Source organism: Pseudoalteromonas sp. 2CM39R (genome assembly GCF_023161845.1).
The window spans coordinates 552,274-565,046 of sequence record NZ_JALNTM010000002.1; the positions used below are offsets into that span (position 1 = coordinate 552,274).

Below are 12,773 nucleotides of genomic sequence, written 5' to 3' on the forward strand. Positions count from 1 at the left end.
AAAGAAACCGAAGGTAAGATAAATATAGCATCACACCCTACACAATTGAGAACCCATAACGGTTCAAATCTTTATCAAAAAAAGAAGCGAACAAAATTGCTTCTTTTTTCTGTTAGATAGCCATCAATTTAGTACGATAAAAATAGAAAGCTAACTTCGTATTACTTTACTAAGTTTAAATCATCAAACCCTTGATATCTCTCAAATGAAAGTAAGTAGATACTTTTAAGAAGATCTGGGGATAGTGCTTTTAGTTCGTCAAACACTGAGTTATGAGTTTTATTTACTTCACCTGATTCAATTACATCACTAATAACTTTTGGAATTTGTTCGCATAAGTCTTTGAAAGCATTTGGTTCACCCGTAACTATCTCATAAAATTTATCAATTGATGTGCGACGAATGTTTTTATTAGAAACTTGCTCACCTTCAAGGCTGATTTTCCACGTTATGTCTTGGCTATTTTTTGCAATTATTTCTACAAGGTAACACGTTGCTTCATCATCTCGAAGAATCTTGTTTTGCATCTTTATGTAAGTTCTTTGTGATGAAGACGAATTCATTGTATTGTGCTTATTTTTCATCTCAACGAAGATCTTTTTATCTTCATTCATGGTGTCAAACCCTTTTGGAGGGACAACCCAACCATCAAAAAACTTAAAAATATTTTGATGAAAATAACCTATGTGGTTTGTGTTGGATTTGTCTATTTGCCTCAAAGATTCTGACTCAATAATTTCTTCTATTGATTTGTTATAGATTTTAGAGTCAAAAGTTAATTTTATAGGGTCGATTAAGTTTTTATTAAACTCTTTTAAATTGATAGAAAATCTATACTTTTCAATAGTCTCTTTTACATGGTTAAATAAGTTTTCATCAGAAATAAATGTTAAGCCGTACTTGTCGTTCATAAATAATTCCTTTACTTTGCAACTCAAAAAATCTTTTTATTTAAATATTTATCTAATTCAGCTTGAAAGTTTTAGCCTGTGAATTTTAATGGCAATTTACAAAAGCTAAATAGAATAGCTTCTGCTTTAACTCTTGAGTAACCTCAAAACCGTCAAATTGATAGATAGTAAGCTTGTAGTTTCTAAAAACAAGACTAAAACCGCTTAAAGCGAATCAGCATACTTTTATAATGTCATAGGAAGAAATTAAGTTTCCAGATACACGATGAGATATCAAAGGGCATCTAAATGTGAATGTGTTAACTTAAAATTGTAGTTTGATTCATCAATAAGTTTCTGAAAATATTTTTGATGTTCCTCACTACAATTAGGAGGTAACCTTATTTCAGAAATAATGTCCTCGAGCTCCAATTTAAGAATAAAACCAATATCCCCTTTCTGCTTTACTAATTCTTGGGAGAGAAATGTATCAGGAGATTTAACATAATCTTTTAAAAATTCTTCACTAGAAGGTTTAAGATTGCTACCTATTGTGACTTTTGGAACTAGAGGGTGTTCAAAACCTGTGACTAAAGAATACTGCATTAGAGAGAAGGCGAGCCTAAACTCACATTCATCTGCAAATGCATCATCTTTGTAATAGTAGTTTCTTCCAATAGATATTGCTTTCTTAGATGAATTGTAATCAATTTTATCTAATTCAACAAAAGCGCTTAGATCATCTGGGATACTATACCTTATTTTAGAAGTACTACTAATGATACATACACCAACTTCGCCAGTTTTAATATCTTTTGCGTAATTATTCCACATGTACTCAGATTCACAATCACCTAAATACCAAGAAGAAATACATATGATATCTCTTTCGTATTTATTCATTGAGGCTAAGGAGGTAGCTAATTCATTTTTTGAAATACTATCTACATTTAAATCTCCTTTGCTCTTTTTTTCTGCGTAATTGAACAACAAATCTACTATGAGATTAGCATCATTAGTACCATCAGCTTTATCTGATTGCTGTGACAATTGAGAAAAATAAATTCCTCTATCTTCCAATAACCATTGGAACTTTGCAGGAGTTAAGTAGCGAGCTATTTTTTCTGACATTTTCAATCTTGTAGAACAAAAAATATATAGAATTGTTATACCATATCTAGGTAGCTTTAATTCAGTTAAAATTGAATAGACTAAAAATACTTTATTATCAACTTACAATATAACTCATACCCTTCCCTTTGCTCATTCATCCAATCATGTTTGTTGTAGACTGCCATAACACCACGCATCGTATGTCCGAGCATCTTTTCTGTTACATGTAGTGCAACACCATGTTCGCTCAATAATGTAGATAATGATCTGCGTGCATCATGTGGTATGAATTTAGGCATGTTGTATTTTTCAAATAACTGTTCCCAAACGCGACAACAATAACGGTTAATGCTATGTGTGGTCATCGGTTTTCGTGGGTTGCTACCTGGTATTATGTATTCAAAGTTCCCGTAAACTGTTGCAAGCCTGTTCAGGATTTCTTTCATCAAACTAGAGATTGGGCGCCTTATAGCTTTATTCGTTTTTGAATTTTCTGGTGGTACTGTCCAAACATCATTCTCAAAGTCAAAATGTTCCCACTTAGCTAAACGAATCTCAGACTGCCGCGCGCCTGTTATGAAAATAAGTTGCAAACAAGACTTGGTTGCTAATGTTGCTCTGGTTGATTCAATCTGCAACCAAAGTTTGGCGATTTCATCTAGCTGTAAAACTCGTTGGCCTACACTCGCCTGTTCACCAACGTCACTTACATTTAGGTTTAACACCGGATTAAAAGGTTGCACTAGGCCTCGCTTTTCAGCCCAGCCTAATATTGACTTTATACGTGTTAAAATTGTACCGGCGGTTTTAGCACTGCCATCACGCTTTACCATATCAAAATACTTTACCCAGTCATGAATAGTCATATTGTCGACAGGTAAGGCTCTATCTCTTAAGTAAGGAGCCACCCATTTCTTTACATGGTTTTTGTAGAGTGTTTGCGTTTTTTCTTTGAGGTCTGGCACACGAGTAACCACCCATTCATGAGCAACTTCAGCCATTGTGGGTAAGCCCTTTGCATTGTTACGCATTAGCTTTAATTCAATGCGAGGGTCTTTCTTTTGACTGAGCCAGTTTTGAAACTGTGGTATGTACGATTGGGCTTCTTTAATAGAAAGGCCAGGATAACGACCAAGTGTGATGATCACTTGTTTGCCGTCGACTCGGCAACGATATTGCCAAGTGATCGTTCCTTTTGCTGATATCCTTACACTAAGGCTATCTCTGTGCGATAATGTGCTGGGCTCTTGGTTCTTGCCTAACAAATTTCGAAGTTTGGTATCGCTTAACGGCATTTAATTTTTTATACACACTTACAAAAAAATTTATACACGATACTATACACACCTTGAGATCATTGCAAGAAACACGAAGTAACTAGAAGAACTAAAAACAAGCCCAAATGTATTGAATTTAAAGGCTTAGGATATTGCATGGCAAACAGAGAATACTACGACACACCCCCTACGATATACTGGCACGACTACGAAACATTTGGCGCAAGCCCGCAAAAAGACCGCCCGAGTCAATTTGCAGGTATTCGTACCGATCTCGATTTGAATATTATTGGTGAGCCGTTAATTGAGTATTGCAAGCCAGCAGCCGATTACTTGCCCCACCCTGAAGCGTGTTTAATAACGGGTATTACCCCGCAAGTTGCGATGCAAAAAGGCTTAGTCGAAGCTGAGTTTATGGCAAAGATCCATGCTGAATTTAGCCAAGCTAATACCTGTGTTGCGGGCTATAACAGTATCCGTTTTGATGATGAAGTCACACGTTACAGCTTATATCGTAACTTTTATGACCCATACGAGCGTGAATACAAAAACAATAATAGCCGCTGGGATATTATTGATTTAGTGCGTGCCTGTTATGCACTACGCCCAGAAGGCATTGAGTGGCCGCTCAAAGAAGACGGTACGCCGAGCTTTAAGCTCGAGCATTTAACCGTTGCCAATGGCATTGAACACGCTGCCGCTCACGATGCATTAAGTGATGTAACGGCAACCATAGCGTTGGCAAAATTAATAAAAGAAAAACAACCTAAGTTGTATCAGTTTTTCTTTAGCTTACGTTCTAAAAAAGCACTGGCTGATTTAGTTGATGTGTTTAACATGACACCATTGGTGCACACCTCATCACGAATTCCAGCAAGCCAAGGCTGCACCAGCTGGATTGCACCAATGAGCTTTCACCCAGTCAATAAAAACGCCATTATTTGCTTTAATTTAACTGAAGATCCGCAAGTCTTATTAGATTTATCAGTTGAAGAGCTACGAACGCGCCTTTACACAAAACACAGCGACCTTGGCGAAGACGAAGCACCGGTAGGCTTAAAACTCGTGCATTTAAATAAATGCCCTATTCTTGCACCAGCAAAAACCTTGTTACCAGAGAACGCAGCCCGATTAGGTATTGACCGAGAAAAGTGCTTACAAAATCTCGCTATTTTAAAAGCCAACACTGAGCTTCGCGACAAAGTAACCGAAGTGTTTAACGAACAACGTGATTACGGCGAAACCACTAACCCTGACTATCAACTTTATGATGGTTTTACCAGCCATGCTGATAAAGCAAAATTTGCTATGATACGTGATGCAAGCCCTGAGCAGTTAGCCTCAATGCAGCTTGATTTTGATGATAAAAAGTTTGCTACCTTGTTATTTAGATACCGCGCTCGAAACTGGCCACACACTCTTAGCCAAGATGAATTAGCCACTTGGCGCCAATATTGCCAAAACAAGCTAATGCATGGTGAAGATAGCCCGTCGATCAGTGGCCAAGATTTCATGATCACCCTAGAAAATCTGGCTCATGAAAATGATGATAACGAGAAGAACCTGCATATTTTAAAAGCGTTGTACAATTACGCACAAAGCATGTAATAAAAAACGCGACAATTATTGTCGCGTTTTTTATGAATATTACTTTTTATGTAACGCTTCGATACGCGCTAATAAACTAGAAGTGTCGAAGCGGCCGCCGCCTAAAGCTTGTACATCGGCGTAATATTGATCAACCGTTGCCGTCATCGGCAAAGTTGCGCCGTTTGCCTTTGCCTCATCCAAAGCAATGCCTAAATCTTTGCGCATCCAATCAACAGCGAAACCAAATTCGTATTCGCCAGCCCACATTGTTTTGTAGCGGTTTTCCATCTGCCATGAGCCTGCAGCGCCTTTAGAGATGGTTTCAATTACTTTTTCACCATCAAGGCCAGCTTGTTTTGCAAAGTGTAAACCCTCAGCCAAGCCTTGAACCACACCAGCAATACAAATTTGATTTACCATTTTACAAAGTTGACCAGAACCTACTTCACCTAATAATTGGCTAAAACGGCTAAAAGCTGCCATGACAGGTTGAACAACATTAAAGTCAGCTTCGTCGCCACCAGCCATCACAGTTAATACACCATTTTCTGCACCTGCTTGGCCGCCAGAAACCGGCGCATCTAAAAATGCGATGCCTTGTAATTTCGCTTGAGTACCCACTTCACGTGCCACTTCAGCTGATGTTGTAGTGTGGTCAACTAAATAGCTGCCTTCATGCATGCTTGCCAGCACACCATTTTCACCATAAACAACTGAACGTAAATCATCATCATTGCCTACACACATGAAAACAATATCAGCCCCTTTTGCGGCTTCACTTGGCGTTTCAGAATATTCACCTTGATACTCTGAAACCCACTTTTGCGCTTTAGCCGTTGTGCGATTGTAAACTGTCACACTGTGACCTGCGTTGGCAAGGTGACCCGCCATTGGGTAACCCATTACACCTAATCCGATGAAGGCGACTTTCATTGACATAAAACTGACCTATTTGAGTGATAAATTAGTAACAATTTCATTATCTCAACCGAATAACTAAAAAGCGAATGAAAAAAAGTTCATTTAAACCGTTTAAAAACACACAGGTAAAACATGGATAGTATATATCGTTTCAATGCCCAGCTTGCTTCTGGTGAACACTTTAGCCTTGAATCGTTACAAGGAAAAACAGCGCTTATCGTCAATATTGCCAGCAAATGTAATTTTTCAGTTCAAGTGGCAAGTCTTGAAAAGCTGTATCAAGAATATAAACAGCAAGGATTTACCGTACTCGGTTTTGCCTGCAATCAATTTGGCCACAATGAGCCACTTGATGGCAATGAGCTTAAAGCCTTTTATCAGCAACACTTTGATGTCAGCTTTCCTATTTTTAACAAGGTGTTAGTCAACGGCCCAGACGCCCATCCTTTATTTAATTATTTAAAGTGTCATACCCGTGGAATTGCACAAAACCGTGCAATTAAATGGAATTTCACCAAATTTCTTATAAACTCAGAGGGTCAACTCGTTGCGCGATATGCCCCGCGCACCAAACCCGAAACCCTCAAAATGGTGATAGAGAGTAATTTAAATGATGAAACTGGCCTTATTCAGTGCGCAAAAGTATGAGCAACCGTTTTTTGAAAGGAATCTAACTGAATACGCTGAGTCTGTTTCGCTCAGTTATTTTGAGCAATCCTTAAACAGCAATACCACGCCCCTCTGCCAAGGTTTTGATGCAGTGTGCGTGTTTGTAAACGATACGGTCGACAAACACGTCATTGCAGATATGGCGGCTGTTGGCATTAAAGCAATCTTATTACGTTGTGCAGGCTTTAATAATGTTGACCTTGATGCTGCCAAAGAGCATAACATCAAGGTTTGCCGCGTGCCCGCTTACAGCCCAGAAGCAGTAGCAGAGCATTGTATTGCCCTTATGCTAACGCTCAACCGAAAAACCCATAAAGCCTTTAACCGCGTACGTGAAGGCAACTTTGATTTAAACGGTTTACTTGGTTTTAATCTGTTTAAAAAAACTATTGGGATTATCGGCTGTGGCAAAATCGGTTTAGCGCTGGTAAATATATTAAATGGCTTTGGAGCTAAGGTACTCGTGTGCGACCCTATGGCTGGTGAAGGCCCTTACACCCTATGCGATTTAGACACATTGCTTACACAAAGTGATGTCATCTCATTGCACTGCCCGCTCAACGAGCATACCCATCATTTAATTGATGCTAGCGCATTTGAGAAAATGAAAGACGGTGTCATGCTGATTAACACCTCTCGTGGTGCACTTCTTGATAGCCAAGCATGTATTCAAGCGCTCAAGTCTAAAAAGCTCGGACACCTAGGGCTTGATGTGTATGAGCAAGAGTCAGAGTTATTCTTTAAAGATCACCGTGAAGAAATCATGCAAGACGATATTTTTTCACGCCTTATTAGCTTTCCGAATGTGTTAGTGACAGGCCATCAAGGCTTCTTCACCCAAGAAGCACTTAGCGAAATCGCTTGCACCACATTACAAAGTGCCAATGAAATAAGCCAAGGTTTACCATTAACTAACGAAGTTATTTAAAGCAAGCGCACCTTAAATTAAAAAGGCGTGAGATTTAAACCCCACGCCTTTTACTTTTTCCTTTTCCCTAGCAACTAGCAACTAGCAACTAGCAACTAGCAACTCAAGACTCTATTTCAACAACGCTACGTTCACAAAAACCGCCGTCATTAATAGCGGACAAACAAAGCGAATATACTGGGCAAACCAATAATGGGGGCCGCTCGATACTTGATGCAATTTATTACCACGCTGCCATAACCAGCCAACAGTAATGAAATAGAACAGTCCCATTAAAGGTAATTGGTACTGTGTCAGTACCATAATGACTAAACCAAATAACCAGTCAAAGTTTAAGATAATCAGTGACGAGGCAATAAACACGATTAGCGTTACAAATAAGGTCGCTTTTTTGCGCTCTACACTGTGATTCTCAACTAAAAATGCCACTGGAATTTCAGTCGATGAGATGGTTGATGTCACTGAGGCAATCGACATTAATACAAAAAATAATAAGCCAACGAGTAAACCCACTTGGCCCATCGTGCTAAACAGTTCAGGTAAAATTGCAAAAATTAACTGCCCTTCACCCACCAATTTACCGCCGCTAAATACCTCTACACCGTTATGTTGAGCAACAAAAATAGCCGGAATAATCAATAAACCCGCTAAAAAGGCCACACCGGTATCAAGCAGTGCCACAGTGCCGGTTAGTTTAGGCAGGTTCGCATCTGGTTTTAAATAAGAGCCGTAAACCATCATACAACCAACACCTAACGACAATGAAAAGAACGCTTGCCCCATTGCCGCAATAATTAAGTTTGCATCAAGAATTTGACTAAAATCTGGCACTAAATAGGCTGCAAAACCATCCATCGCACCGTCTAAGGTAGCGATATAAGCAATTAATGCCACTAATAACACTAGCAATAATGGCATTAAGCGACGTGACCAAGTTTCGATACCTGATTTAACGCCTTTTAAAATAATACTCGCTGTAAGGATAAGCATCAGTGGCGTAAACACAAAATTACGTGCCATAGAGTCGCTGTGTAAAAAGTTACTTAACTCAGTAAAACCAAAGAAGCTTGCGACTGGCTCAAGCGCATAAGCCAGCATCCACCCAGCAACTATCGAATAAAAGCTTAACATCACAACCGCACCAAAGAGGCCAATATAGCCTGCTGCAGCACCCACTTTAGGTGCTGTGTCTTGCCATGCATTAGATAATGCTTTTACTGGATTCGCTTGCGCTTGGTGGCCTAAATACAGCTCAGTATAAAGAGCCGGAAGCGCCAATAAGAAGATAACAATGAAGTAAACAAGTAAAAATGCACCGCCGCCATGGTTTGCCGCTTGTGTTGGAAAGCCCCAAATATTACCTAAACCTACCGCCGCACCAGAAGCTGCTAAAACGAAACCTAATCGACTTTGAAAGCCGTCACGAACTTGTGCCATACATCTACAAATCTGTTATTATTTTTCCTCATTAAACCATAATTACAGTCAACTGCGTAAACTATTTGCGTTTGTTCGTGCCTATAAATGTGCATCTGCTGTAAAAATAAACAAAACTAAATACGAGCCTTCGTGTAAGCGTTAAACCATGAGCAGTCACTACTTTTCGAACACTCTTATCATCGAGCAGCAAAGCCAAACAACGGCCAAAAAAATTATGCTGATGGATGCAGCACGTATTGATGTTGCAAGTTTACCCGTTGATAAATTACTCAGTGAGTTTGAATTAAGTGTGCTTGAAAAACGCAAAGTTCCTAGCGCCAAGCAAGAGTACTTAGCGACTCGCCTAACGTTAAAGTATTTGTATCAACATGCTTACCCTCATGATGATTTAGCCCTCAATGAAATATCGAGCCAGTTTGATGACAAAGACAGTAAGCTCAAATTACATACAAAACGCAGAGAACCTGTGTGGGCCTGTTTATCACATTCAAATGGTTTAATTGGCGCAGCCCTTAACCCTGAACAGCAGCGATTTGGTTTTGATATTGAACAAAGCAGTAAGCCTCGCCCTTTTATCAAACTCGCAAAGCACTTTTATCATCAAGATGAAGTTGACTTAATTAGCCGTTTTGATGCATCCGATGAACAGGCACAGTGCTTTTTTAGAATTTGGACATTAAAAGAGGCGCTTGCCAAAGCAAGCGCCCAGCCGATTGCGAAACTACTTGCTCCTAATGTATTTGAAGAATTGAGCAAACATAATTTCAGCGCGAGTAGTAACTCTGTTGAAGGGTTTGATATAAGTGTTGTGGCACAAAAAAGCACTGACTGGCAGTGCTCTTTTATTAACTTTAATGACTTACGCCGCGACTTGGCTTTCTAATAATCGGCTGTGAATAGCCTGCACGACTTCATCTGACTCGCTTTGCTCAACTAAGAAGCACAGGTTATGTTTACTTGCACCGTGGCAAATTAAACGAATATTAAAATCGCTTAATACCTGCATTAAGTTCATTTCTTGCTGACGTAATTGAATTTCAGAACCAATTAAAGCCACCAGCGTTAGGTTATTCTCAACCGACACATGACAAAACTCAGAAAGCTTATCTAAACATGCTTGATCAAGCTCAGGGCGTGATGCATTTGGTGCGTTATCTAAAGTGATTGCAACACTGATCTCGGAGGTAGTAACCAAATCAACCGAAATATTAAACTCACTTAAAATGGTGAATACACGGGCTAAGAAACCACTCGCTAGGAGCATTTCTGGGCTTTTAACCGTTAACAGAATTTGATTTTTACGCTGTGTTACGGCACGAATACCTGGTTGCTGAGATTTTTCTTTTTCAATCCATGTACCACCTAACTGCGGCTCACGGCTTGAACCAACAAACACACTAATATGGCTACGGCTTGCAGGTAAAATGGTTGCAGGGTGCAGTACTTTTGCACCAAACGTTGCCATTTCGGCCGCTTCATCAAAGCTTAAGCGTGCAATTGGGCTTGCTTTAGCGCATAAACGCGGATCAGTACTGAAAATACCCACAACATCGGTCCAAATATGCACGCTTTTTGCGTTAATTGCTTCAGCGAGTAATGCAGCACTGTAATCTGAACCACCACGACCTAAAGTGGTCGTTTGATTGTGCTCATTGCTACCAATAAAACCTTGAGTTACCACAACATGGTCATCAAGTAGCGGCACTAAATGCTCTTTAGCAGCCGCAGCGGTTGCTGCAACATTTGGGGTAGCTTTAGCAAATTGGCTATCTGTTTTTAGCACTTTACGTACATCAAAACGCACCGCATCAAGACCTTGACCGCGTAATACTTGAGTAAATAAATACGATGACAAACGCTCGCCAAAGCTCAGTAGTTCATCTTGATCTGCTACTGACTTAGCCCCGTCTGATGCTAGCTTTTGAAAAGCCTTAAGCGTTTCATTAAAGCCATGTGCTAAATCAGCATCCAGTGACAGTTCAGCTAATATAGCTTCTTGAATGGCGACAACGCCAGTAATGTGCTCGCCACGTTCAGCCGCACTCAAATCAGCTTTACACAATGCAACTAAATGATTGGTCACGCCTGCACTGGCACTCACAGCAACAATACGTACTTGATTATCAGCACAAATGATTTCTGCACAGCGGCTCATAGCATCAAAGTTAGCTACACTGGTGCCACCAAATTTTGCAACAACGTAATCTGATTTTGTGTTGGCGGCTAATTGGGTATTCATGTCGTCTCCTTTTGTGGAAAACTATCCACAGTAATTCAAGAAGAACTCGGCAAGGGGGTGCTTTGAAAATAAAGAGTAGTCCATGCCAGAAGCTCTCCACCTAGTTTGGTGACAGTTTTGAGGATTCAGCCCCATAAACCGAAAAATAACCGTGACGTCCGGTTAATTTTCTCGGCGAGTACTTCCCTCATTAATGGTCATCGGCGTTCGTCACCTCACATTAATTACCTAAGTATCGCACCTCTTCTGAATGTTAAGTTAACACCTGGTTAAAATAACAAAGCCTGCTGTTAAAAGCAGGCTTCGAAAGTTAACGTTTAGACGTCTAGCTGTCAAGTTGTTTTATGAAATTAAACTGCCCGCTAAGTGCGAACCGTAATAACCAACGGTATAAGCAATTAGTAAATAAACCGACATTTTAAGATAGCTCATAAAGGTCAGTGCTTTTACCTTACTCATGGCGATAATACCTGCCGCAGAGCCGATTATAAGCATTGAGCCACCTACCCCAGTTGCGTAAGTAAACGACAGCCATTGCTGAGGGCTCATCACAATATCAGCTTTTAAAAGTGCTGCAGTTAGAGGTACGTTATCTACCGCCGCTGATAATAGCCCCATCAAGTAGTTGGCATATTCCGGCGCCATCAACTCATATAAGTGAGTAAATTTAGCAAGCATACCAACTTCTTTTAATGCGCCAACCAGCAATAACACACCAACGAAGAACAATAAGGTGTCGTATTCAATTTCACGAATATAATCGATGATTTTTTTGTTAACGTCTTTTTTGCGCATTAAGAATTGCGCAACCAAAAACATCAGAGATAAACCAAATAAAAAAGTTAATAACGGCGGCACACTATAAAGCACACTCAAAGTTAACGTGGCAACAATCGTCGAGAAGAAGATAACCGCAATGGTAATATCTGTTTTTTCGATACGACGGGCTGCTTGTTTTTCAAACACAACATTACCCGACATACCCACCGACAACATCGCCGCGAGCAGAGCAACACTTGTCAGTGCAGGCGCAATTAATAATAGTAGATTAGCAATAGTGACTTTTTCGTCTAAGAAAATCATCAGGGTTGTAACATCACCTGTGATCAACGACACCCCACCCGAGTTAACACTAAATACAATTAAGGTCGCATATTTTATTAATTTTTTAGGATCTAATTTCAGTGACATCACCACCGCAAGCGAGATTAAAGTTGCAGTTATGTTGTCTGATATTGATGAAAATAAAAACGCAAAGCCACCAATCAGAAACATCAGCTTTCGTTCACTGATTTGATTTGGCATAATTTTATGAACAATATTCTGGATAAAGCCTTTAGAGTTTAAATACGCTACAAAGGTCATCGCAGCCATTAAGAACAGCCACAAAGTCGCGATTTCTAATATGTTGTGATCCAGTTGATGTTGTATGGTTTCTGGGCTTTGCCCATGAATAGGAGAGATAAATAAGATAATCCAGCATAAAGTGCCAAAAAAAAGCGTCGTTTTGGCCTTGTTTACATGGATAATATCCTCTATAACGATAAGCAAAAATGCCACCGCTATCAGGGTTAGGATAAGTGGGGTTACCATGGTGTTTGAACAACCTTTATAATAATGTAAAAATTGTAAGTCGAGTGTTTCGGCGCGGATTCTAGCAGCATAGAAAGCATAAAACTATTCTCAATTACATAATTTAATACTAA

General features: G+C 39.7%; 11 protein-coding genes and 1 riboswitch. Of the genes, 4 read left to right on the forward strand and 7 right to left on the reverse strand.

Annotated elements, in window-relative coordinates:
* Positions 1-161: 161 nt before the first annotated feature.
* The 3 genes from MTF66_RS06610 to MTF66_RS06620 form a co-directional block, all read right to left on the reverse strand.
* On the reverse strand, positions 162-911 hold the full coding sequence (locus tag MTF66_RS06610; RefSeq protein ID WP_248526825.1) for an Eco47II family restriction endonuclease: 750 nt from the start codon (positions 909-911) through the stop codon (positions 162-164).
* A 273-nt stretch (positions 912-1,184) separates the two neighbouring features.
* A complete protein-coding gene (locus MTF66_RS06615) occupies positions 1,185-2,021 on the reverse strand; it encodes a DUF2971 domain-containing protein (protein WP_248526826.1) in 837 nt (278 codons plus the stop codon).
* A gap of 80 nt (positions 2,022-2,101) precedes the next feature.
* Positions 2,102-3,298 carry a site-specific integrase gene (locus tag MTF66_RS06620; RefSeq protein WP_248526827.1) on the reverse strand — a complete coding sequence of 399 codons (1,197 nt, stop codon included), beginning with the start codon at positions 3,296-3,298 and terminating at the stop codon, positions 2,102-2,104.
* A gap of 138 nt (positions 3,299-3,436) precedes the next feature.
* On the opposite strand from MTF66_RS06620, the gene sbcB reads away from it, so the two are divergent.
* The gene (gene sbcB / locus MTF66_RS06625; RefSeq protein ID WP_248526828.1) at positions 3,437-4,888 is read left to right on the forward strand and encodes an exodeoxyribonuclease I; all 1,452 of its coding nucleotides are present in this window, start codon (positions 3,437-3,439) and stop codon (positions 4,886-4,888) included.
* 39 nt (positions 4,889-4,927) lie between these two features.
* Here the strand turns inward: sbcB and MTF66_RS06630 are convergent, their stop codons facing one another.
* A complete protein-coding gene (locus tag MTF66_RS06630) occupies positions 4,928-5,809 on the reverse strand; it encodes an NAD(P)-dependent oxidoreductase (protein WP_248526829.1) in 882 nt (293 codons plus the stop codon).
* 114 nt (positions 5,810-5,923) lie between these two features.
* Here MTF66_RS06630 and MTF66_RS06635 point away from each other — a divergent pair, with 114 nt between their 5' ends.
* Entirely contained in the window at positions 5,924-6,439 is a 516-nt protein-coding gene (locus MTF66_RS06635) for a glutathione peroxidase (protein WP_248526830.1), read from the forward strand.
* Positions 6,405-7,388, forward strand: coding sequence for a 2-hydroxyacid dehydrogenase (locus tag MTF66_RS06640; protein ID WP_054561682.1), 984 nt, complete (start codon positions 6,405-6,407; stop codon positions 7,386-7,388). The genes MTF66_RS06635 and MTF66_RS06640 overlap by 35 nt, the downstream gene beginning before the upstream one ends.
* 111 nt (positions 7,389-7,499) lie before the next feature.
* Here MTF66_RS06640 and MTF66_RS06645 read toward each other — a convergent pair whose 3' ends face one another.
* Positions 7,500-8,825 (reverse strand): sodium-dependent transporter, encoded by a 1,326-nt coding sequence (locus MTF66_RS06645; protein ID WP_055020819.1) that lies wholly within the window; start codon positions 8,823-8,825, stop codon positions 7,500-7,502.
* Positions 8,826-8,973: 148 nt separating this feature from the next.
* On the opposite strand from MTF66_RS06645, the gene MTF66_RS06650 reads away from it, so the two are divergent.
* On the forward strand, positions 8,974-9,711 hold the full coding sequence (locus MTF66_RS06650) for a 4'-phosphopantetheinyl transferase superfamily protein (protein ID WP_248526831.1): 738 nt from the start codon (positions 8,974-8,976) through the stop codon (positions 9,709-9,711).
* Here the strand turns inward: MTF66_RS06650 and lysC are convergent.
* Together lysC and nhaD are read right to left on the reverse strand one after the other, a co-directional pair.
* A complete protein-coding gene (gene lysC / locus MTF66_RS06655; RefSeq protein WP_248526832.1) occupies positions 9,688-11,067 on the reverse strand; it encodes a lysine-sensitive aspartokinase 3 in 1,380 nt (459 codons plus the stop codon). The genes MTF66_RS06650 and lysC overlap by 24 nt on opposite strands.
* An 81-nt stretch (positions 11,068-11,148) precedes the next feature.
* A riboswitch (Lysine riboswitch) is annotated at positions 11,149-11,321 on the reverse strand.
* Positions 11,322-11,409: 88 nt separating this feature from the next.
* On the reverse strand, positions 11,410-12,660 hold the full coding sequence (gene nhaD, locus MTF66_RS06660; RefSeq protein WP_248526833.1) for a sodium:proton antiporter NhaD: 1,251 nt from the start codon (positions 12,658-12,660) through the stop codon (positions 11,410-11,412).
* Positions 12,661-12,773 lie beyond the last annotated feature (113 nt).